The following is a 21,291-nucleotide window of genomic DNA, read 5'->3' on the forward strand; positions in this document are numbered from 1 at the left end:
GCAAGGGCCGCCCCGGAGACCGTTCTACACAGAGTCGTAACCGTCGGTCGCTTGAAAGTTGAGGCTATACGCCAGCCTTAGATCTTGCACGTGCGTCAACTTGCCGTGCTGGTGTTGCTTCAATGCGGCCAGCGGCTTCGCATTCGGATCTTGAAACTGGCTAGCGACGACGCGCTGCTGTTCTTCACCTTTCCAAGACACAAGGCGTTCCTGTCGGCGGCGCCAAGCTCGGTTACGATCGGTCATCGAAAAGACCTCCTAGGGCAGTTGCCCTCGCTTCCATTTTCCGGCACTTTTTCGCGATTCGGCGATGAATGTTCGACAAATGTCCGGCTACGCGCTCCGGCGAGCCACCAGCGCCGCCGCGCCTTTCTCCACCGCCTTCTGAATCAACAAGAACATGAGCAGCAGGCCGCCGACGATGATGCGAGTCCACCAAGAGGAGATGTTGTTTTCGTAGGTGATTGCGGTTTGGATAGCGCCCAGCAGCAAAACCCCGAGCGCGGTACCGACGAGGCTGCCGTAGCCGCCGGTAAGCAGCGTACCGCCGATCACGACGGCGGTGATCGCGTCGAGCTCCAGGGTGACGCCGGCCGTCGAATCGCCGGAAACCGTATAGAACGTATACACGATGCCGCCGAGGGCGGCGCAGAAGCCGCTTAGCGCGTAGATCTGCGTCTTCGTCCGCTCCGTCCGCGATCCCATGAGGCTTGCCGACTGCTCGTTTCCGCCGATCGCATAGACGGCTCGCCCGAACGGGCGGAAGTGGAGAAGATAGTGTCCTACGATAAGCACGAGGCCGAAGAGTAGAGGTGAGATCCACTCGGTGTCAGCGATCTTGTTGTAGAGCGGGTGGGAGATAACCGTGCTCTCCGTCGACACCAAGTACGCAAAGCCGCGAGCGAAGAAGAGCCCCGCCAGAGTCACCAAGAAGGGTGGAACCTCGAAGTAAGAGATGACCTTGCCCATCACCCCGCCGAACGTCGTACCGCCGGCAAGGCAGATCCCCATCGCCAACAATGGATGCACGTGAGCGCCGATCAACGCCGCCATCGAAACGCTGGTCAGGCCGATCATCGCGCCGACCGACAGGTCGATCCCCCCGCTGAGAATGACGAACGCTTCCCCCACTGCCACGATGCCGAGGAAAGCGTTGTCCCGCAGGATGTTCCAGAACACGTTCGGCTGCAAGAATTCGTGGTGCCGCGATCCGGTGATGCCGCAGAAAAGGGCAAAAACCAGGAATGCGGTTACGACCGGCATTCGCGAAACGACTGCTCTCACGCCTTCCTCCTGAACTTCGCCCGGAACCGTTCCGACTGAAGCAGGCACGCCACCAAAACCATTGTCGCCTTCACGATCAGGTTCGCTTCCGGCTTGACGCCGGTGGTGAGGATCGTGGTCGTCAGGGTCTGGATCAGCAGCGCGCCAAGAACAGAACCCGCCAGACTGAAGCGCCCCCCCTTGAGCAGGGTGCCGCCCAAGACCACAGCAAGGATCGCATCCAGCTCCATGTAAAGCCCCGCCGAGTTTGCGTCCGCCACGTGGGTGTCGGACATGATCACCAGGCCGGCCAGTCCGGCGCAAAGCCCGCTTACCGCGTAAGCGGCCAGCTTGACCCCGCGAACGTCGATCCCGGCGGTTTCCGCGGCTCGCTCGCTATCGCCAGTCGCTTCCAAGAAGAGCCCGAGCGCGGTTCCTCGGGTCAGGGCGAACAGTAACAGCCCGGCGACAAGGGCTAGGTAAATCGAAGTAGGGAGCCCAAATAGCCGTCCCGCCTTCCAATAGGAGAGGGTCTGGTCCGAGAGCCGGATCATCTGCCCTTGGGTTAATAGCTGCGCGACGCCGCGGCCGGAGACCATGAGGACCAGCGTCGCGACGATCGGTTGAATTCGAAAAGTGCCGACGAGCAGCCCGTTGATCGCTCCCAAGATGAGCGAAAGCCCAAGGCTCAGCGTCAACGCACCGAAGACGGGCAGATTCGGCCGCGACGTGATCAAATACGCGGTCAAGCTGCCGGAAATCGCGACCAAAGAGCCAACGGAAAGATCGATGCCGCCGGTAGCGATGACCAGGGTCATTCCGAAAGCGAGGATCATCACCGGCGCGGCCCGGTTGGCGATGTCGATGAGACTGCCGGTTAGGGCGCCGTTGACGCTGTGAACGGCCAGAAAGCCGGGTGACTTTACCGTGTTCAAGATGAGCAGGAGGAGGATCAGTCCTACCGGCAATGCCGACCGGCGCAGGGCCGATCCGTGCTGGGCCGCGGTCAAGCCCCGCCTCCCGCGATGAGGTGCATCACTTGCTCGTCCGTTGCGCTGCTGGGGAGCTCGCCGACCTGTCTCCCTTCGTGGAGCACCACCAAACGATCCGCGCAGCGAAGCAGTTCGTCGATCTCCGACGAGATCATCAGCATCCCCATGCCGTCCCGGCAAAGGGAGGCGATCAGCCGCTCGATTTCCTCGCGAGCCCCTACGTCGATCCCGCGCGTCGGCTCGTCAAGGATCAAGAGATTGGGCTCGGTGGCAAGCCATCGGGCCAAGATCACCTTCTGCTGATTGCCTCCGCTGAGCTGGCCGATCGGCTTCTCGATGGAGTCGGTCGCGATCCCAAGCGCCTGCCGGTACTTCTCCGCCAGCGCCCGCTGCTCTTCTTGCGACATCCGCCGAAGCCACCCTCGTTTCGCCTGCAACGCCAGAGCGACGTTCTCTCGGATCGAGAGCGAGGGAATGATCGCTTCCAGCTTTCGGTCTTCCGGCAAGTACCCGAGCCCTTTGCGCATGGCGGCCCTCGGCGCGCGGAAGTGGACATCGGCTCCTTCGTAACGGAGAGCCCCGCCATCCGGGCGGTCCAACCCGAAGAGCATCCGAGCGGTTTCGGTCCTTCCGGAGCCGAGTAGGCCCGCCAGCCCCACGGTTTCGCCGGCTCGGATGGCGAGGTCGACGGGGCCGACCCGCTTCTTGCGGAGCCCCTCCGCCTGCAGCAGGGGCGCGCCTTCGGTGGCATGGACGACGGATTGTTGCTCAGCGGCAAAAGCTCCGAGCTCCTTGCCGATCATTTTCGACACGAGCTCGACCCGGCTAAGCGAGGATGAAGGGTATTCGCCGACCAGCTTCCCGTTCCGGAGGACGGTGATCCGGTCCGCGACCGCATCGACCTGGTCGAGGAAGTGGGTGATAAAGACGATGCCGATCCCCCTCCCCTGCAATCGGCGCAGGACGACGAACAACCCCTCCACCTCCGCCTCGTCCAGGCTCGAGGTCGGCTCGTCTAGGACGAGAACGCGCACGTTGGTAGAGATCGCCCGGGCGATCGCCACGAGCTGCTGGATCGCAATGGAGTACGAGCCGAGTGGCATCCGCACGTCGATCTCCAAGTTGAGAACGGCCAACGCCTCTTCGGCTTGCCGGTTCAGCTTCTTCCAATCGATGCCACGCCAACTTTGAGGCATCCGCCCGAACATCACGTTTTCGGCGACGGATAGATTGGGAAGAAGGTTGACCTCCTGGTAGACGGAGGCAATGCCGAGCGCCTGGGCATCGAGCGGGGATCTGGGCCGGATCGCCTGGCCAGAGAGCCGGATCTCGCCCGAGTCCGGGGGAAGAACGCCCGTCATTACCTTGATGAGGGTGGACTTTCCCGCTCCGTTTTCACCGAGAAGGGCGTGGATTTCCCCGGTTCGAAGGTGGAAATCCACGTTATCGAGAGCTCGAAAGCTCCCAAACGCCTTCGAGATGCTGCGCATCTCGAGAAGCGTTTCTTCGGTCGGTTGGCTCATCGTTTCGATGGGCCTAATACTTCCGGGTCGGTAGCGCCTGGGCGGCGGTCGATTCGTCGAACTGCTGATCCTTGGAGACAATCCGCTTGGGAACGTCTTTCCCGGCAAGAATCTGCTCGGCGGCGTCGAACGCCCCCGGGCCGAGGAGCGGGTTGCACTCGACGCTGCAGTTCAGCTTTCCATCCTTGATCGCCTCCAGCGCTTGGTGGACGCCGTCGATGCTGACCAAAATGATGTCCTTGCCCGGCTTCTTGCCCGCCTCTTCGATGGCTTGTGCGGCGCCGAGCGCCATGTCGTCGTTATGCGCGTACACGGCCTGGATCGTGGGGTCGGCCTTGAGGAACGCCTCCATGACCTCCTTCCCCTTGGCGATCGTGAAGTCGCCGGTTTGCGACCTGGTCACCTTCATGTCCGGGAACTTGGCGAGGACCTCCGCGAACCCTTGCTTCCGGTCGTTGGCCGGAGCGGAGCCGACGGTGCCCTGAAGCTCCACGATGTTCCCCTTTCCGTTCATCCGCTTCGCGAGCCAGTTGGCGGCCATGCGCCCTTCCTCCACGAAGTCGGAGGTTAGCAGCGTCTTGTAAAGCGAGTCGTCCGAGACCTTGATTCCTCGGTCGAGCAAGATGACCGGGATGTTTACCCGCTTCGCTTCGCGAAGGACCGGCTCCCAACCGGTCTCCACCTTGGGAGCGAGGAAGATAACGTCCACTTTTTGGGCAATGAAGCTGCGGACGGCCTGAATTTGAAGCTCCTGCTTCTGCTGGCCGTCCGCGAACTTGAGCGTTACGCCCCGTTTCTGCGCCTCGTCCTGGACCGACTTCGTCTCGGCGGTGCGCCAAGCGCTCTCCGCTCCGATTTGGGAGAAACCGACCGTGTACTTCTTCGGCGCGGCGCCCGTCTTGGTCTCCGGGGCCGGAGAGTTGGAGGAGGTCGTACTTCCCGAATCGCCGCAACCGACGAGAGAAAGGAGTGCCCCCGCGCAGGCGAGGAGGGATAGAACGGCGGCGTTGCGCTTCATCGTGATCATTCTTTACCTAACGCGGCGCGGTTGGCACCGGGTCAGCGGTTGGCGGCTTGCAGTTGACGGATTTGTGACGTCGAATCCGGGTTATTTCTTGGCCGGTTGGCCGGAAGCGGGAGCGCCGATAGGGCCTCCCGTCTGGGGCATGCGATAGCCGGCGGGCGGCACGTACGCGTGCGGCTTAATCGGTGGGCCGGCGCTGAGGCTGGACCCAAATAGGGTCCAGCCGATCACCGCGATGATCGCTACGACGACCACCGCCGCAATCGCGATCGAGCCCGGGCTCAGCTCTTTCTTCATCGTCTACTTGGTACCGTCCCACCAGGTGCCCCAGAAGTTTAGGACTCGTGGGGTCAGATAGTGCGCCGACCACTCGTTGTTCGGAGTGTAATCTCCCTTGCTCGACTTGCCGGACCACCAAGCGAACGTCTGGGCATCGCAGTCGTTCGCCGGAGGCGAGTAGATCATTCCCTTCGCCGCCACCGCATGGCCATCCATGATCGCGCTCGGCAACATGTTGTTGTGATACGACGCCGCCGCGTATCCGGGGCTCTGAGGGTCTTCCCACCGCCCCTGGATCTTGTTGTAGCAAGAGGGCTGGGTTTCGGTGAACGCGAAGCAACCTTGCGGGTCGCTGGTTCGGCAAGCGGCCATCATCATCAGCTCGGCGGGATGCTCTTGGGAGCTAATGACCCGCGGCTTGTATCCCTGGCTCGGCATCATCATGCCTCCGTTCGAAAAGCCGAGGGTTCCACTGGCCGTCCAGTCTCCCCAGTAGCCGTCCTTCATTGGGCGGCCACCCTGGAAATTTGGAATCGGGTTCGAAGCATCCCACACCGTGTCCAGGTTCTTGATGTACGGATAGAGCTTCTGGATCGCAAATCCGCCATCCGGTCCGGTCCACGGACCGCCTAGCCAGACCAGGACGAGCGTGTCGTCGAAGTCGTTGGCGTACATGACGTTCGCAAGGGCGTCTTGCTTGAGGTTGGAGAGGGTGGCCGTTCGTTTGGCGGCCTGCTTGGCTTGAGCGAAGACGGGGAACAAGATGGCAGCGAGAATCGCGATGATGGCGATCACGACGAGAAGTTCAATAAGAGTAAAAGCGCGGCGGGCGGTTCCGACGCGAATAGAAAATGCGCTGTGCGACATTGCAAGTTTCTCCTTGGTGCAACGGGTGCAGCCCCGAATAGCTTTAATATACGACATTTTTAGACTTATTAAAGAAATGATTGAAGATTAAGTGCTTAGCTTTATTTACCGATAAATTAGGTGATACTGTTAATGGGCTCGCCCCGGTTCGCAATATGGAAGAGAGGCCTCAATCGGATCTTGGACTCGGCGTCCAGCAAAACCCACCGCGCCCGGCCACCCTCAAGCGGATCAACATGCGCCGCTTCCTCGAAGAGATTCGAACCCGAGGACCAAGCACCCGAGCCGAATTGACCCGCGCCACGGGCGTGGCGCCTCCGACCAGTTCCAGCACGATCGCAGACTTACTAGAAACCGGTTGGCTGGAGCAGTCCGACGACGATCGCGCAACCGCTAAGGGGCGTCCGGGAAAGGTCTTTCGCCTCGCCTCATCCTCGACCGCGATGGTGCTAGGGGTGCGCATCGACATCGACGAGTGCGTGATCGCCCCTTCCGGGCTTGACGGAATCCCACGTGATGCCGAGGCAAAACGGTTCCCCACCCCCAAGGATTACGACGGCTTGCTTCAGGCGATCTTTCGGCACGCAGACGCCTATCTCAAGCCGGGAAAGGGGCGATGCCTCGGCCTCGGACTCGCGGTTCCCGGCTTGGTCGATGAGGGCTCCGGACGAGTGGCGATGTCTCCAAACCTCCATTTCTTGGACGGCCAACCGTTGTGCACGGACCTACAAAGGCGGTTGGAGATCGAGGTGGTCTGCACCCAAGAGGAGCATGCGCTTTGCCTGGCCGAGCAGCGGCTGGGGCGGGCGAAGGAGCTATCCGACTATGCGGTGGTCGACGTCAGCTCCGGTATGGGAATGGGGGTGGTTAGCGGAGGAAGCTACATCCACGGCCGGCGAGGGTTTGCGGGAGAGATCGGCCACGTCACCGCCGAGCCCAACGGCCAGCTTTGCGGCTGTGGAAATCGTGGCTGCATGGAGACGGTGGCGACCGACACCGCTCTGCTAAACGCCGTCTGCGCGCGGGTCGGCCAGCGGCTCTCGTTCGAAGAGATGACGAACCGGATCGCCCGCGGGAACCTAGATATCGCTCCGGAGTTGGACCGCACGCTCGATTACGTGGCGATCGCGCTTTCCTCTGTAACGAACCTTTTTAACCCCGAAGCGATCTTCCTCCACGGCCGCCTTCTCGACCTCGCGCCCGACACGATGGATCGCCTGCGGGTAAAAACCCGCGCCCGAGCCCTCGGCCCTTCCTTCGAAGGGGTGCAGTTGCACCGCGCGCAAGGGAACAAGCTGTACGGAGCGCTTGCCGGTCTGCTGGACCAAGTTTTCGCCGCGGTCGGCCCCCGCCTGACCTAAGGTGGCACGGGCTTCCAGCCCGTGGGTCCCAGGGGCATCCTGTCCCTGGTCCGAAACACGACCAGGATGGTCGTGATACACATGGGCTGGAAGCCCATGCTACGGTCATCGGCTGGGAGCCGAGGCTACGATGAGGACGTCCAGAATACGGGGGCCGTGGACGCCTTCTACGCGGGAGAGCTCGATGTCGCTGGTGGCGCTGGGGCCGCTGATCCAGGTTAGGGGGCGGCCATCTCGGATACTAGTTGCGAGAGCAGCTACGGCTTCGGGGACGGAGTCGACGACCTGCTCTTCGCGCACGACGCAGATGTGGTGGTCGGGAATGAGGGTGAGGGCTCGGCGGCCTTGGCCGGGTCCGGCGTCGAGCACGATGGTTCCGGTTTCGGCGATGCCGAGAGCGCACGAGGTCACCACCGCGTTCATCTCGGCTAACTCCCGATGCGAAAACCCCTCGTCTGGACTACCCTGCGGGCACCAACCGTCCGGGAGGTCGGCGGGAACCACGACCCGCTCACTTCGCCGCTCGGCGAGGAATTGGGCGATCGCCGACGGCAGCTCCTCCAAAGTGACTCGCCGGACGGAGGCACGGTATTCGGCAACATATTCCGCGAACTGTTCGATTACCTCGTGGCGGGATCGATTCGAAGGCACGACCGGAGAACGAAGCGCAGTGAAATCCGCCACCCTCGCCCCTGCGATACGGGCCAAGATCTCGGCCTTGGCATCGCTCATTTGCGGTTCCTCCACCACTCTCTGAACGAGTGTTTCGGTACCGCCGGGAGGTCGCGCGCGCTGGTCCAACCCCCCAGCATTCCCGGCAGCCAGCGAATAACGCCGTTGTGGACGAGCGGTCCTTGCCCGATCCTCGCCAATCGCAGGGCGAGCTCGAAGTGCTTGGGATCGTTCATCGCCCACGCCATCGCTTTCATTCCGACCGATTCGATTCCGCCGTGCTCCGTCTTCCCGCGCAGGTAGATCAGCACTTCGGGGATGTCGATCCGCACCGGGCACGCGTCGAAACACGCGCCACATAGGGAGCTAGCGTACGGAAGCGTGTTCGCGTTCCTATCGTGCATGCCGAGAAGCTGCGGGGTCAAAATCGCGCCGATCGGCCCCGGGTAGACGCTGCCGTACGCGTGACCGCCGGCTCGCTCGTACACCGGGCACACATTGAGGCACGCCGAGCAGCGGATACAGCGAAGCGCCTGCCGCCCCACTTTGTCGGCAAGCACCGAGGTGCGGCCGTTGTCGAGCAGCACCAGGTGAAACTCCCTAGGGCCGTCACCGGCATGGACGCCAGTCCAGCAGCTCGTGTAAGGATTCATCCGCTCGGCGGTACTCGATCGGGGGAGGAGTTGGAAGAAAACGGCGAGATCCTGCCACCGTGGGATCACCTTCTCGATCCCCATGACAGTGATCAGCACCTCCGGCAGCGTGAGGCACATGCGACCATTCCCTTCACTCTCGAAGACGGAGACGGTGCCGGTTTCCGCGATCGCGAAATTCGCGCCGCTGATCGCGACTTTGGTGGTCAGAAACTTCTCCCGCAGGTACGTCCGAGCGGCGTCGGCGAGCACTTTGGGCTCGTCGGTCGGCAAGTCGGCTCCGAGAGTTCGCTGGAACAACTCTCGCACTTCCGACCGGTTCCGGTGAATCGCAGGGACTAGGATGTGGCTCGGGGTGTCGCCGGACAACTGGACGATCAGCTCGGCGAGGTCGGTTTCGAGAGCAAAGATCCCTCGCTCCTCCAGACCCCCGTTCAGCTCGATCTCGTCGGTCGCGATGCTCTTAACCTTGATGACCTCTTTCGCGCCGTGAGATACGCAGAGGTCGGCGACGATGCGCCGCGCTTCCGCCGCGTCTCGGGCCCAGTGGACCTTGCCGCCAGCACGCTCCACTTGTTGTTCCAGTTGCTGCAGCAGCTCGGGAAGGTGGGCCATCGCCTCATCCTTAACGGCGGCGCCTTCGACGCGAATCGCTTCCCAGTTCGGCAGCTCCGCGATGGCACGAAGCCGCTTCTCGCGGATCGTGGTCGTCGCATGCCGGAGGTTGCGCCGCATCTGGGCGTTGGCCAGGGTCGCATGCGCCGCCTGGGCAAACGGCTTCGCGGGCCGGATTCCGCCTCCGCTCACGCGAACGCCTCCTGCTCGGTACTCGCGAGGATCTCGGCGAGGTGAACCGCGCGTACGCCGGTTCGCAGTCGCGAGAGTCCGCCGCCGATATGCATGAGGCAACTGTTATCTCCCGCCGTGCACGCCTCCGCCTTGGTACCTAATACGTTTTGCACCTTGTCGGCGAGCATCGCGATGCTCGTGTCGGCGTTCTTGACGCTGAACGTTCCGCCGAACCCGCAGCACTGGTCGGCGGCGGGTAGCTCGACCAGGGTGATTCCCTTCACTTTCCTCAAAAGCCGAAGCGGCATGTCGCCGACCCTCAGGAGGCGGGCGGCGTGGCAGGTGGGGTGGTAGGTGACCCGGTGCGGGTAGTAAGCGCCCACGTCCTCGACTCCCAACTTTCCGACCAGAAATTCGCTCAATTCGAATACGCGCGGCGCGAGCAACGCGACCTCCTTGGCTAGATCGTGCTCGCCCGCCCACTCCGCCGCCCGAGGATACAGCTCGCGCACCATCGCGACGCACGAGCCGCTCGGTGCGACGACCACCTCAGAGTCGCGGAAGGTTCGGACGAACCGCTGAATGATCGGCAGCGCCTCGCGTTGGTAGCCAGTGTTGAAGTGCATCTGCCCGCAACAGGTTTGCTCGGGATTGAAGACGACCTCGTGTCCCAACCGCTCCAATACCCGCACGGTTGCCTCCCCCGTCCGGGGGAAGAGGGCATCGTTCAGGCAGGTTATAAAGAGGTCGACCTTCATCGGCGGGAGTCCCGGGAGTCTACTGCTTTCGCAGGTCGGATGGGGCGAGGTACGCAACCCCTTTGGGGTAGGAATGCGGGGCGCTTTGCACCAGGGTAGCTCGTACCTTGCAACCCTTCGCTAGGGGGCGCAACCTCTTCGAGGTTGGGGAGGGTTGTCTGCGTTCCGCGGCTGGTGGGGAACGCTGACGCGAAGCGTTGTAGTCGAAGCGAAGCGGAATCGGGGCCGCAGGTTGGCTCGTACCTGCGCGGGAGCGTTTCGTCTTCTGACGAAGCTGAGAGAACGTTGGAGCGTTGTCGCGCAGGTACGAGTCAACCTGCATCTAGACGGCGGCGCCGTTAGTGAGGCCGGTCTGGAGACCAGCGGTCCGTGGGGATACACGGCGGCGGTAGTGGTAGTCGTAGACGGTGGTAAATCCCATATTCCGATAAAGACGGAGGGCCGGCTCGTTTTTCGATCCGACTTGTAGCGCTCCCCGATCCGCGCCTTCGGCTTTGGCCCAACCTACTAGGGCGTGGCATACCTCGCGGCCGTACCCACGGCCCCTGAACTCGGGGACGGTGGCGATCCCAAATAGCCAGAGGGTCCCTTCGCAGATCGTTCCGATGCCGAGAGAGACGATTCGTCCTTCGGTACGAAGAGTGGCGAACCGCCGAGGCGCAGGCATCAGATGGAGCAGCCTCTCCGCCGCCGCTTCCCGACCGATGGCGCGGCCGCTGCCGATGAGGAAGGCGGCGAACCATTCCGCCGTGGGCGCCTCGAGGAGATCCACTTCGTCCGCCCCGTAGTCCCCCAGCGGGCCAACCTGCACAAGGGCGTCGTCGTTGATCTCGTAGCCTCGGCTAAGGAGCTCCTGGTCGAGCGTTTCCCAGTCTCCGATGTGGGGAAGGCGGAAGAGGGATGGTAAACCGGCGGCGAAGTACGAGGTCTCGCAGAGTTCCACCGCATCCGGAAGCGGCATACCTGGGTCGCCGAAAGGTTGGACGCTATTCGCTCGGCCGTACATACCGCCGCCGAAACGGAGGATCCAGTCACCGACACGCTCTTCGCGAAAGCACGGGAGAGCCACGGTGCTTTGGCGGTCGAGGGCGATGAGCTGATCCAGCGTCATCGCCCTATTATCGCCCGAGCTAACCCTTCAGGTTCAACGTGGATTCCAGGGTCGCCTTGCCGTGAGCGGGAACGCGCACCTTCCACTGGGAGGTCGCGGCATCTATCTTTTCCGGCTTTTCGCCGCTCGCGAAGGTCCACTTTCCACCGATCGCCTGAACCACTCTGACTTCGACGTCGGTCGCCTTGGCGTTCTTGAGGATCACCCGGAGCGTCTTTCGCTCAGTGTGTTTGTCGACTCGCTTGCTGCGGACGATGGAGGAGTCAGCGGTGACGTCGAACACCTTGCTAAGGGTTAGATTGACGTGGCCATCAACGGGAACGTCCCCGAGGGTATCGGCGCCGGTGTAGCGGTCGGCGTCGCCGTCTCGCAGGAAGATCCGTACGCTGCCGCTCGGCATCGGCATTCCCAATCCGCTCGCGGTCTTATTATCCAGGCTCACCGAGAGTTGGGCGTTCTGATGGTTTGCCTCGCCGCCTCCCCATGCGTAGAGAGGGTTCAGACGGATGCCGTAGTCCAAGTGGACCGGGACCTTAGTGGCCTCGAACATTCGAACCCGGCTGATCTGGTCGACGCCGATCGTTGCTTTGTCTTTGGGCTTGTACTCGTAGAGCTCGCCGATCGACTGGGGCTGCATTGCAAGCCCCGTATCTACTTTGGTCATTCGGGCGCTATCGACCGTAAACGCCGCTGTCGAAGCAGGGGCGTAGGAGGGTTCCCTAACGGCCCGATTGGGGCTTCCCGCGACAAACGCGATTTTCGCATCGCGGTACGGAATTCCGGTCTTATTCTCCACGCTCGCCCAGCACTCGACGGACATTTTGGACGTCGCCGGGTCGAGGTGAGCCACATAATCCGCGCTCCAGGAGAGACCGCGGGTGAGGTAGGAAACCCCCAGCTCTTCGCGAGCGCCTCGATCGCTTTCAATTTGGACGGCGAGGCCGGGGAGGGTGGCTACGTCGGAGTCGGCCGGCGCCACCAGCGTGCCGGCGGGGTTGATGTACACCTTATCGGCGGTGCGGAGAAGAAACCCACCGTCGGCGGTCGGCTCGAGCTTTCCTTTAATCCGGTCTCCTTCGTGGCCGGATGTGGACGCCCAGATCAGCTCGACCTCTTTGCCCGCCAACCGGCGGATCAAGTTTTGGTTGTTACCCACGCCCAAGTCGTAAGTCGTGGAGACCACATGCGAACCGTTGGGAGCGGTGAACATGACAGAGCTCGGGTCGAGGGTGGCGCTGACGTTGCCGAGGCGCAGATGGTTGGCGCCGGCCGAGAGATCGACGGGACGCCGCTCCTGAACCATGCCGAAATCCTCTTTGTAGACGGTGAGGTCCAGCGGCACGGACGGATCGGCGACGGTGGGTTCGGCGGCGGCGGCGCGCCTGCATCCGGAACCGGCGACGACGGAAAGGCTTAGGCCGGCGACGGCCCAGCTCCAGTGTAAGGCGTTGGTTTTCACACGCTTAGGTTACGGCGAATCGTCCTAAGGTTCAGTTTTATGTTCGTTGCGGCGAAGAACGAAGCTGGAGGCGCACAGTCCGACCGCCGCGAAGAGCGAGATCGCGCTAAGGACCATTCCCAGGAGCGGTTGCCTCGGCGCGATCCGTTCGAAGCCGGCAACCGAGATGGCGGCAATCGAAACCGCGAGCGACGCGCCTCGGCAGAGGCGCGGGTGACTCCACGCCAACGCACCGAACACGAATGCCGGAACCGTCGCCGCCAACCCGACCGCCGAAAGCGCCCCGGACAACGGGTTTCCAGTGCGGGAAGCATCCCGGGGAAAAATTGGCCCACCCGGCTCGGCTCCGATCGCCCCCCACAAGGCGGCAAGATTGACGACGTGCAAGCCAAAGAGCGCGAATGCACACACCCAGACGAGTCCAAGGAACCAACGGTATACCATTTGGACTCGGGATGCACCAGACATCGAATAACGTTTGTACCTTCAAATTTCACGACTTTGTGGTCTTGGAGTTTAAAACGAGCTTATTCAATATCTTATGCCCATGGCCCGGATTGTCCCGCGGGCGGAGCCTCCAACTTGCTCTCCGCCGCGATGGATCACACTTACTCAGATGGCAGCCCCCGAAAGAAAACGTCCGCGTCGGCTCCTGGTCGGCGGTGTCGTCCTCGCACTGATTGTCGTTATCTTCTTGGTCGCCTATTGGCTGCCGAAGGTTCGGGCCGATCGCCTCGTCGCCGGCCCCGCGGGGGTTCAGAGCTTTTACGAGATGGCGAAGGAGCAGGAGTACCGGACAGTGGACGTCTCTCCCGAGGTGAAGAAGACGGTGGCCCGGTGGGACCAATCGTCAGGCCCGGTGATGATGTTCCAGCCGGCCGAGCGGCGGGTCGGTTTCTTTGGCCGGCCGGTAGAGGTCGACGTGAAGGTAGTCCGAAGGCGTGGAAAGTTCCTCGAAACCTGCGTTCTCGGAGACGGATTGTCCGTCTCCGAGATCAGGCGCTCGCCACTAAAGTAGAGCTTTACCCGCGGGTCGCCACGATGGCCCTTGCTCCGGCGACCGACCCCGCCGGCTTGCCGGGAATCGCTTGGATCCGGACAACGATCTTCGACTTCCCTTTCGTCAGCTCCGAAGGAATCGCGTGAGTTTCGTCGAAGAAGACGTTGCTCTTGCGGTGGGGCTGGTCTTCGGTAGCGATCTTCTGGCCGTCGACGAGGATGTCGAACTCGGGATGGGACCGGTCGCTTCCCCAATAGGTGAGAACCAGCTCCATCGGTTTCGCCGGGTCCACCTTCATCTCGAACTCGAACCAGCCACCCTCGAGCGGGGTTCGCCAGTTGCGGCCGTTGGCGCCACGGATGTCGTTCTTCTCCGATTTCAGGTTATGGTCTCGCTCCGGCTGCATCTCCCCGATCCGGGCGTTGTCCACCGTGCGCGCTTCCAAATCCCGCTGCCGTGCCTCCTCGGCGCGAAATTCCGCTTCCGCCTGCTTCCATTGGTCCTCGGTGAACCGGTCGAAATAGACGCCGTAGCGGTTGGTGTGCAACGTATAGAACGGGCGGAAGGTTAGCTCCGCGGGGCGGCCCACTCCTTTGGTGGTCCACTCCATCGGCTTGCCGGGCGCCTGGGCAAGCCAATCCGAAGGACCGTGGGTACCGGTGACGAGCACTGGAGTCCGAGGCTGGGGGCCGCCGTCCGGTCCGAGGTCGGCGGCGAGCACGAGCGGACCGTATTTCACGCATAACCGGTTTGGCGCGTCCGGCATCGCCTCGGTATCGAGCCGCATCGGGACCGTGAACTCGATCCGGTCGCCGGCGTGCCACGTGCGGTTGATGGTGAGGTAGGAGGCGGTTTCGTTGGAGCGAGCCAGGGCTACTCCGTTCACCTTGACGATCATTTCCCCCTCCGCCCAGCCGGGGTGGCGGATGTTCATCTCGAACTTCTTCGGCGAACCGGATTCGACGACGATCTTGACGGCGCCGTCGTTCGGGTAGTTCGTCGTCTGGCGCAGCTTCATCCCGTTCTCCCGCCACGTCAGCTCTGTCGGAATAAACAGGTTCACCCAGAGCCGGTCGCCGCCGTGGTGGAAGTAAGCGCTATCCGCGTGCTTCGTGTGGTTTTCCATCCCGGAGCCGTGGCAGCAGGTCCAGTTGTCGGTGGGATCGCTGTACTCGCGGTGGCTGCCGGTGCCGAGCGGCATGAAGTAGGTGACCATGCCGTCGGCCGGATTCTGTGAGGCGAGGATGTGGTTCAGGTGAGCCCGTTCGTAATAGTCGAACAGCTCCGCGCGCGGCTCCCATTCGAAGAGGTGCCGGGTCAGCTTGAGCATGTTGTACGTGTTGCACGTTTCGCAGGTGTTGCTGCTGAGCCGATCCGCAAGATGATCGGGCGGGCCGAGGTACTCGTGGTTACTGTTCCCTCCGATCGCATAGGTGTGATGCTCGACGATCCGCCGCCAGAAGAACTCGGCGATCTTTTGGTCTTTCTCGTCACCGGTCAATTCATACAGACGCGCCAGGCCGATAATCTTGGGAATCTGGGTGTTCGAATGCTTACCGGGGAGGTCGTCCTCCCCGTTGGCGAGCGGATCGAGGACGCGGTGATCGTAGAAATGGCGCGCGAGGTCGAGGTACTTCTGCTGCCCGGTCGCGGCGTAAAGCTCCGCCATCGCGTCGTTCATGCCGCCATATTCGGTGCCGAGCATCTTTTCCCACTGCTCGTCGGTCAACCCCTTGGTCGTCTCGATCGCCCAGTCGGCGAACTTCTCGGCAACCCCTAAGGCGGCCTTGTTGCCCGTCAACCGGTAGGCGTCAAGTAACCCGGCGTAGACCTTATGATGGGTGTACCAGGGGGACCATAAGCCGTTTAGGTCGAACCCGCGACTCCGGATCTCCCCCTTTTTAATCTCGGCCCACATCCGGTCGCCATCCGGCATTGCGGCGATGTATCCGTCCGGACGGCTTTTCTGGCAAGCGACGAGCTCGTCGACGATGTAGTCGATCTTGTCTTTAAACCGCTTGTCTCCGCTGGAAGCGAACTCTTGCGAGCAGGCGGTGAGATAGTGCCCCAGCGAATGCCCCGCGAGGCCCGAGTTCTCCCATCCGCCGTAGATCTTCCCTTTCGGAGCGAGGCCCGAATGTTGCCGGAAGCTATGCAGGAGGCGGTCGGGTTCGACGGTAAGGAGATAATCGGCGGTTCTCTTCGTCGCATCGGCGAACGGGCCGCCGAGCAACTTGACATCGGACAGCGGGAACGGCTCGGCCTTGAGTTGGGGCTTGTGCATGGGGGTTTGGGAGAAGGACGTAGCGCCGAGGATGAGTAGGCCAACCGCTACGACGTGGCGCCGGCTTCCAGCCGGTAGCCCAAAGTATTGTTTACCGGAAGCCAACGTTCCTAGCAGCACCGTAGGGATAAGTCTGCCGCCTGAAAGCCGACGCCACTTTAGGGCTACCGGCCGGAAGCCGGCGCCACGGGGGATTACTTGACCTTCCATTCCTGAACCCCCGCCGACCAATTCGGCTGAAGCTTGACTTCCACCCGCAACGCGCTCGTCGTCACCGGCTTGAACGTCAGTCTATTGAAGGCGTCCAGTTTGACTCCGTACGGATCCGTGGTTTCCACCGGCTTCCACTGGTCGCCGTCTTTGTACAGCAAGCGCCACGACTCGGGAACACGGCATTCCCCGCGGTGGGTGTCGTCGAACCAGTAAATCTCCGTTTCCGACACCGTCGCGGGCTCTTTGAACGTCAGCTCCACCCACTCCGTGGTTCCCTTCCGCGGCCACCAGTGGAAGAACGAGGTTTCGTCTTCCGAGGTCTTCGGCTCGCTCAGGTCGTTAATCGCCGTCGGGTTCGTTCCCCGCGAGGTAGTGATTTTTCCTTGTGAGGCGATCGTAGGTTGGGGGGTCGGATGCGCCGAGGCCTCGGTATTCGGCAGCCATACCTCCATCTCGCCCCGTCCGCGATTCGCCCATGTGTAGTACGGAATCGCGACGAAGGGATGCGGCTCGCTCACCACTTTGCCGGCTTTGTCGTACGCCAGCGTTTCCGCCGTTCCGTTCAGCGTCACGACCCCGCCCAGAAGGTCGGGCTGCATCGTAGGGTGCAGCGCCGCTTCGTTCGGGACCATCAGGTTCCGTACTTTGCCGCCGTTATCGGGCCACTCCGCGCAGTAGACGACCGGGCCGCGCTGGAGCGCGACCAGCCCTTGATCCGCCGCTACTTGGCTGTTCGCCACCACCCGCCGAACCGGCATCGGCAGCGAAAGTTCCACGACGTCTCCCTTCTTCCAGGTCCGGTTCAAAGCGACGTACCCTTTGTCGGGAATCATCGGGACTTCCTTTCCATTCACTTTCAAGCCGACCGGCGCCTTCACCATCTCGGCGAAGCGATAAAGATCGCTCGGCACCGGTTTGTTCCGCGCCCAGCCGGGAATGCGCACGTTCAAAGCAAACTTGGAAGACCGATCCGGGTTCACCGTGATCTTGACGTCGCCGTTCCACGGATAGGTCGTCTCCTGCACGACCTGAACCTTCCGGCCGCTATCCATCTTGATATCCGCCGACCCGGCGGCATACAGATTCACGTACAGATTGCTCTTGTCCTGCGCGTAGAAGTAGCCCGGGACCGAGGCCATGAAACGGGTGATATTTCCCGGACAGCAGGCCACGCCGAACCACGGCGAGCGAGCATGCTGCCCTCTCGACTCCAGCGGGTTCGGATAGAAGAATCCTTTGCCATCGAGCGACACGCCGGAGATAAGCCCGTTGTATAGCGTTCGCTCGAAGACGTCGACGTACTTGGCGTCCTTGTGCAGGAGGAACAGCCGCTGGTTCCAATAGTCGTTGCCGACCGCGGCGCACGTCTCGCAGTAAGCGCTCATGTTGGGGAGCTCGTAGTTCTGCCCAAACGCCTCTCCCGCTCCCGTCGCGCCGATGCCGCCGGTGATGTACAGCTTCTTGCTGACCACGTTGTCCCAAATCTTGTCGATCGCGGTCAGATACCGGACGTCGCCGGTCATCGCGGCCACGTCGGCCATTCCGGAGTACATGTACGAAGCCCGCACGGCGTGGCCTACCGCCTCGGTCTGGTCGACCGGCGGCTTGTGAGCCTGCCAATATTCGCCGCTGCCGCCCCGGGAGTCGAGGAAGAACTTGGCGAGGTTCGTATACCGGGGATCGCCCGTTACCCGGCTCAGCTTCACCAATCCCATCTCTACGATTTGGTGCCCTGGCCAGATCTTGCGCTTACCTGGCCCGAAGGTTCGATCCAAGAGGTCCGCGCTTTTCAATGCGACGTTCAGCAGCGTCTTCTTGCCAGTCGCCTGGTAGTGCGCCACGGCAGCCTCGTATAGGTGGCCGAGGTCGTAAAGCTCGTGGCTGTTATCCTCCTCCTTCACCCACCGCTCGGCGCCCGACCAGGCGTGCGGGTGAACCGGGTCGATGGTGCGGGTGGTGTACAAGTAGCCATCGGGTTCCTGAGCGGCCGCGATCTTGGCGACGAGGCTGTCCACGTACGCTTCCAGCTTGGGATCCGGCTTCACGCTCAGCGCGTAGGAGGCCCCCTCCAAGACCTTGTAAATGTCGGTGTCGTCAAACGGGTATCCGGGCGGCTTCTTGTTCTCCAGCGGCTCGCCGCGCAGAACTTTCGCCGCCCGTTCGAACAGGTCGACGCGACCGGTCTCCTCGCATTTCTGGAATGCGAACGGAATGGTGACGGCCCGGTTCGTCTCGATTTTGGGCGCCCAAAAAACGTCGTGCAGGTGCACCGCGGTAAACGGGACCGGCTTCACCGGGTAGTCGCGCATAGGCGTTGTGGGTCCGGACATGGCGAGGAGTGTAAGGGAAAAGAGGAGCGGCATTGCACTTCAAACGGGGTCGCACTGATTTTCTTAGGACACTTTAATATATCCCTTAAATCGTTAAGTCTTTATCTAATTTCGCTGCTTTTGATGTTTGGAGGACGACATCTGAGAAGCTTCCTCAACGTACTAGAAACGGTAGACTTACGAAGTCGCATGACCTAAAAAGGCAAGAGAAAATGATTCATGTGGAGATGCCCAAGGAGTTGGAGGAACGGCTGACTGCTTCGCGAAGTTCCACCTCTCTCACCGTCTGGGCTTGTTAGACGTCCTCATCGCCTTCACCGCGATAGGCTTGGACGCCGAGCTCTGCAAATTTAATGTCAAACACTTTCGGGCCGTCAAAGAACTCCGGACGGTGCAACCCTACTAGCGATAGGCTAGCCAACCGTAGACCCATTCGCTGGCTAGGACCCTATCGCAGAATACGCGCAATACGCGACACTGACGCCATGCGAAAGTCTGGCTTTTTCTTCTTCGTCTCGCTGGCAGCGGCTTCCCTTGCCGGATGCGGCGGAAGCGGTTCCTCGGGTCAGCCCCAGCCCCCCTCCGAGGTCTTCGGCTCCTCCGAGTCGGGATTGGTCAACGGCGACCTAACCACCGCTCGGTTCAGCAATCCGGTCAACGTGGCGGCGGCGCCCGATGGCACGGTCTATGTCTGCGACTTCGACAACGACGCCGTTCGCAAGATCTCCCCGACCGGAATCGTCTCCACCCTGACGACCCAAGCCAACTTCAGCACCCCTTTTGGGATCGCTTTGACCTCTACCGGCCGCCTCTTCGTCGAAACCGACCGAAACGACACCGGCCAGAAGGACGCCACCACCGGTACGGTTTGGGAGATCAACACCACGACCGGCGTGCCGACCGTCGTCGCTCGTAACCTGGGCCGACCGCGTGGCCTGACCGCCCTCGCCGACGGCCGACTTGCTTGCGGAGACCTCGGGAACAGCACGGTCTACCTGCTCGACCCCGCGACGGGCGCCAAGACTTTCCTCGCGGGCAAGACCGGCACCCCCGGGTTCGCCAACGGCAACGGCGTGAATGCTCAGTTCGACCGTCCGTACGGCATCGCGGTCATGCATGACGGAAGCCTGCTCGTCGCCGATCAAAACAACAATCGGCTCCGCCGCGTCACCCTCACCGGGGACGTCACCACATTCGCCGGCACCGGAGCCGCGGGAGCCCTGAACACCGCCGTCGCTAACGCGACGTTCAACCATCCGCAGGGCGTCACGATCGCCCCGAACGGCACGATCTATCTCACCGACAACGGCAACCACCTCATCCGCCGCATCTCGAACGGCCAAGTCTCCACCTTCGCCGGCAACGGCGTTGCCGGCTTCGCCGACGGCGTCGGCGCCGCCGCCGAGTTCTTCGGGATCGAAGGCCTGAATATCTCCCCGAACGGCCAAACCCTATGGGTCGCCGACGGCAATAACGGCGACGGCGGCCCCTTCAACCACGTCCGCCGGTTCGCGACGAGGTAGGTGTGAAGGCGTTAGGCGTTGGGCGCTGGGCGTTGTTGGACCCGACGCCCAACGCCTAACGCCCAACGCCGGGCCTCCCTTGTGATAACATCGCATCGCCACTCGCTTCGGAAGGACGGCTTGACGATGATTAAGAGAAATTCGCTTCAGTTTCTGGCACTCGGAACAGTGCTCGTTTTTGCGGTTGGCTGTGGAGACAAAGGCGCCGCCACTGCCGAAGGGACCACGACCGGCTCAACCACTCCGCCGGCCACCACCGACAACAAAACCGGGAAAACCCTTCACCTCGCCTTTGTAACCAACAACTCGTCCGACTTTTGGACGATCGCCCGGAAGGGAACGGAAAAAGCCGACAAGGAACTATCCGACGTCGAAGTCGATTTCAAAATGCCGTCCGATGGCACCGCCGCTACTCAGACGCAGATCTTGGACGACCTCGTCACCAAAGGCGAAGACGGCATCGCCGTCAGCCCGGTCGACCCCAAGAATGAAACCGCCGAGCTAGACAAAGTGGCCGGCTCTACCCTGGTCTTCACCCAAGACAGCGACGCGCCGGAAAGCAAGCGAACCTGTTACGTAGGAACCGATAACGTCGCCGCTGGTCGAATGGCGGCCGATGAAGTGAAGAAGGCGCTGCCGGGCGGCGGCAAGATCATGGTATTCGTCGGCAAGAGCGACGCGCAAAACGCCAAAGAGCGATTCCAAGGACTGAGCGACGCGCTCAAGGGCTCCAACATCCAAATCCTCGGCCTGCTCACCGACGACACCGACCGGGTCCGCGCAAAGGCGAACGTGTCCGACACGCTCGTCAAAACCCCGGACGTGGCTGGACTCGTCGGCCTCTGGAGCTACAACGGACCGGCGATCCTAAGCGCGGTCAAAGATGCCAACAAGACCGGCAAGGTCAAGATCATCGCCTTCGACGAAGAAGCAGACACGCTCGCCGGCGTAAAAGACGGCTCGATCGACGCTACCATCGTCCAGCAGCCGTTCGAATTCGGCTACCAAGCGATCACGATGATGGCCAAGTATCTGAAGGGCGACAAGTCTGTCGTCCCCGCCGAGAAGAAGATCATCGTCCCAACGCAAGCGATCCACAAAGACTCCGTCGAGGCATTCTCCAAGAAGCTCGCCGAGCTAAAGGGTAAGTAAAATCTTGGGCGAGTGTTTGCCAATCGTCGATTGGCAAA

Annotated in this window: 19 protein-coding genes; 4 read left to right on the plus strand and 15 right to left on the minus strand. The window is 62.0% G+C overall.

Features of this window, described 5'->3' with window-relative positions; translation table 11 throughout:
- Positions 1 to 24: 24 nt before the first annotated feature.
- The 7 genes from OP10G_RS06305 to OP10G_RS24150 form a co-directional block, all read right to left on the minus strand.
- Positions 25 to 246 (minus strand): hypothetical protein, encoded by a 222-nt coding sequence (locus tag OP10G_RS06305; protein ID WP_025226732.1) that lies wholly within the window; start codon positions 244 to 246, stop codon positions 25 to 27.
- 87 nt (positions 247 to 333) lie between these two features.
- Positions 334 to 1,284 carry an ABC transporter permease subunit gene (locus OP10G_RS06310; RefSeq protein ID WP_227625073.1) on the minus strand — a complete coding sequence of 317 codons (951 nt, stop codon included), beginning with the start codon at positions 1,282 to 1,284 and terminating at the stop codon, positions 334 to 336.
- Positions 1,281 to 2,273 carry an ABC transporter permease gene (locus tag OP10G_RS06315; protein WP_038472683.1) on the minus strand — a complete coding sequence of 331 codons (993 nt, stop codon included), beginning with the start codon at positions 2,271 to 2,273 and terminating at the stop codon, positions 1,281 to 1,283. Before OP10G_RS06315 ends, OP10G_RS06310 begins: the two co-directional genes overlap by 4 nt.
- Positions 2,270 to 3,778: a sugar ABC transporter ATP-binding protein gene (locus OP10G_RS06320; RefSeq protein ID WP_025226729.1), complete on the minus strand. Its 1,509-nt coding sequence runs from the start codon at positions 3,776 to 3,778 to the stop codon at positions 2,270 to 2,272. The genes OP10G_RS06315 and OP10G_RS06320 overlap by 4 nt, the downstream gene beginning before the upstream one ends.
- A gap of 13 nt (positions 3,779 to 3,791) precedes the next feature.
- Positions 3,792 to 4,796: an ABC transporter substrate-binding protein gene (locus OP10G_RS06325; protein WP_025226728.1), complete on the minus strand. Its 1,005-nt coding sequence runs from the start codon at positions 4,794 to 4,796 to the stop codon at positions 3,792 to 3,794.
- Between the two features lie 90 nt (positions 4,797 to 4,886).
- Positions 4,887 to 5,099, minus strand: a complete 213-nt coding sequence (locus OP10G_RS06330; protein WP_025226727.1) for a hypothetical protein — start codon at positions 5,097 to 5,099, stop codon at positions 4,887 to 4,889.
- Between the two features lie 3 nt (positions 5,100 to 5,102).
- Positions 5,103 to 5,948, minus strand: coding sequence for a prepilin-type N-terminal cleavage/methylation domain-containing protein (locus OP10G_RS24150; protein ID WP_025226726.1), 846 nt, complete (start codon positions 5,946 to 5,948; stop codon positions 5,103 to 5,105).
- 155 nt (positions 5,949 to 6,103) lie between these two features.
- Here OP10G_RS24150 and OP10G_RS06340 point away from each other — a divergent pair, with 155 nt between their 5' ends.
- Entirely contained in the window at positions 6,104 to 7,309 is a 1,206-nt protein-coding gene (locus tag OP10G_RS06340) for an ROK family transcriptional regulator (RefSeq protein ID WP_025226725.1), read from the plus strand.
- Between the two features lie 105 nt (positions 7,310 to 7,414).
- On the opposite strand, the gene OP10G_RS06345 is transcribed toward OP10G_RS06340, so the two are convergent.
- The 6 genes from OP10G_RS06345 to OP10G_RS06370 all read right to left on the minus strand — a co-directional run bounded on the left by OP10G_RS06345 (position 7,415) and on the right by OP10G_RS06370 (position 13,162).
- Positions 7,415 to 8,041: a LutC/YkgG family protein gene (locus OP10G_RS06345; RefSeq protein WP_025226724.1), complete on the minus strand. Its 627-nt coding sequence runs from the start codon at positions 8,039 to 8,041 to the stop codon at positions 7,415 to 7,417.
- The gene (locus OP10G_RS06350; protein WP_025226723.1) at positions 8,038 to 9,441 is read right to left on the minus strand and encodes a lactate utilization protein B; all 1,404 of its coding nucleotides are present in this window, start codon (positions 9,439 to 9,441) and stop codon (positions 8,038 to 8,040) included. The genes OP10G_RS06345 and OP10G_RS06350 overlap by 4 nt, the downstream gene beginning before the upstream one ends.
- Positions 9,438 to 10,181, minus strand: coding sequence for a (Fe-S)-binding protein (locus OP10G_RS06355; RefSeq protein WP_025226722.1), 744 nt, complete (start codon positions 10,179 to 10,181; stop codon positions 9,438 to 9,440). The genes OP10G_RS06350 and OP10G_RS06355 overlap by 4 nt, the downstream gene beginning before the upstream one ends.
- 322 nt (positions 10,182 to 10,503) lie before the next feature.
- Positions 10,504 to 11,292: a GNAT family N-acetyltransferase gene (locus tag OP10G_RS06360; protein WP_025226721.1), complete on the minus strand. Its 789-nt coding sequence runs from the start codon at positions 11,290 to 11,292 to the stop codon at positions 10,504 to 10,506.
- A gap of 19 nt (positions 11,293 to 11,311) precedes the next feature.
- Complete coding sequence (locus tag OP10G_RS06365; protein ID WP_025226720.1) at positions 11,312 to 12,751, minus strand: DUF4139 domain-containing protein; 1,440 nt, start codon at positions 12,749 to 12,751, stop codon at positions 11,312 to 11,314.
- Positions 12,752 to 12,775: 24 nt separating this feature from the next.
- Positions 12,776 to 13,162, minus strand: coding sequence for a hypothetical protein (locus OP10G_RS06370; protein WP_144241024.1), 387 nt, complete (start codon positions 13,160 to 13,162; stop codon positions 12,776 to 12,778).
- A gap of 205 nt (positions 13,163 to 13,367) precedes the next feature.
- Between OP10G_RS06370 and OP10G_RS06375 the strand changes: the two genes are divergently transcribed.
- Positions 13,368 to 13,769, plus strand: a complete 402-nt coding sequence (locus OP10G_RS06375; RefSeq protein WP_025226718.1) for a hypothetical protein — start codon at positions 13,368 to 13,370, stop codon at positions 13,767 to 13,769.
- Between the two features lie 4 nt (positions 13,770 to 13,773).
- Here OP10G_RS06375 and OP10G_RS06380 read toward each other — a convergent pair whose 3' ends face one another.
- Both OP10G_RS06380 and OP10G_RS06385 read right to left on the minus strand, forming a co-directional pair.
- Positions 13,774 to 16,035: a glycoside hydrolase family 127 protein gene (locus OP10G_RS06380; RefSeq protein ID WP_025226717.1), complete on the minus strand. Its 2,262-nt coding sequence runs from the start codon at positions 16,033 to 16,035 to the stop codon at positions 13,774 to 13,776.
- A 194-nt stretch (positions 16,036 to 16,229) separates the two neighbouring features.
- Positions 16,230 to 18,578, minus strand: coding sequence for a glycoside hydrolase family 127 protein (locus OP10G_RS06385; RefSeq protein ID WP_227625074.1), 2,349 nt, complete (start codon positions 18,576 to 18,578; stop codon positions 16,230 to 16,232).
- A 485-nt stretch (positions 18,579 to 19,063) separates the two neighbouring features.
- Here OP10G_RS06385 and OP10G_RS06390 point away from each other — a divergent pair, with 485 nt between their 5' ends.
- Both OP10G_RS06390 and OP10G_RS06395 read left to right on the plus strand, forming a co-directional pair.
- Positions 19,064 to 20,101, plus strand: coding sequence for an NHL repeat-containing protein (locus tag OP10G_RS06390; RefSeq protein WP_025226715.1), 1,038 nt, complete (start codon positions 19,064 to 19,066; stop codon positions 20,099 to 20,101).
- A 126-nt stretch (positions 20,102 to 20,227) separates the two neighbouring features.
- Positions 20,228 to 21,253 carry a sugar-binding protein gene (locus tag OP10G_RS06395; RefSeq protein ID WP_025226714.1) on the plus strand — a complete coding sequence of 342 codons (1,026 nt, stop codon included), beginning with the start codon at positions 20,228 to 20,230 and terminating at the stop codon, positions 21,251 to 21,253.
- Positions 21,254 to 21,291 lie beyond the last annotated feature (38 nt).

This window comes from Fimbriimonas ginsengisoli Gsoil 348 (assembly GCF_000724625.1).
Classification (GTDB): domain Bacteria; phylum Armatimonadota; class Fimbriimonadia; order Fimbriimonadales; family Fimbriimonadaceae; genus Fimbriimonas; species Fimbriimonas ginsengisoli.

Bases quoted from the DNA above. Each gene is read 5' to 3' on its own strand.
- OP10G_RS06340 (WP_025226725.1), top strand. From the start codon at position 6,104: ATGGAAGAGAGGCCTCAATCGGATCTTGGACTCGGCGTCCAGCAAAAC.
- OP10G_RS06320 (WP_025226729.1), bottom strand. From the start codon at position 3,778: ATGAGCCAACCGACCGAAGAAACGCTTCTCGAGATGCGCAGCATCTCG.
- OP10G_RS06305 (WP_025226732.1), bottom strand. From the start codon at position 246: ATGACCGATCGTAACCGAGCTTGGCGCCGCCGACAGGAACGCCTTGTG.
- OP10G_RS06325 (WP_025226728.1), bottom strand. From the start codon at position 4,796: ATGAAGCGCAACGCCGCCGTTCTATCCCTCCTCGCCTGCGCGGGGGCA.
- OP10G_RS06375 (WP_025226718.1), top strand. From the start codon at position 13,368: ATGGCAGCCCCCGAAAGAAAACGTCCGCGTCGGCTCCTGGTCGGCGGT.
- OP10G_RS06330 (WP_025226727.1), bottom strand. From the start codon at position 5,099: ATGAAGAAAGAGCTGAGCCCGGGCTCGATCGCGATTGCGGCGGTGGTC.
- OP10G_RS06390 (WP_025226715.1), top strand. From the start codon at position 19,064: ATGCGAAAGTCTGGCTTTTTCTTCTTCGTCTCGCTGGCAGCGGCTTCC.
- OP10G_RS06385 (WP_227625074.1), bottom strand. From the start codon at position 18,578: ATGTCCGGACCCACAACGCCTATGCGCGACTACCCGGTGAAGCCGGTC.
- OP10G_RS06360 (WP_025226721.1), bottom strand. From the start codon at position 11,292: ATGACGCTGGATCAGCTCATCGCCCTCGACCGCCAAAGCACCGTGGCT.
- OP10G_RS06345 (WP_025226724.1), bottom strand. From the start codon at position 8,041: ATGAGCGATGCCAAGGCCGAGATCTTGGCCCGTATCGCAGGGGCGAGG.
- OP10G_RS06380 (WP_025226717.1), bottom strand. From the start codon at position 16,035: ATGCACAAGCCCCAACTCAAGGCCGAGCCGTTCCCGCTGTCCGATGTC.
- OP10G_RS06395 (WP_025226714.1), top strand. From the start codon at position 20,228: ATGATTAAGAGAAATTCGCTTCAGTTTCTGGCACTCGGAACAGTGCTC.
- OP10G_RS06355 (WP_025226722.1), bottom strand. From the start codon at position 10,181: ATGAAGGTCGACCTCTTTATAACCTGCCTGAACGATGCCCTCTTCCCC.
- OP10G_RS24150 (WP_025226726.1), bottom strand. From the start codon at position 5,948: ATGTCGCACAGCGCATTTTCTATTCGCGTCGGAACCGCCCGCCGCGCT.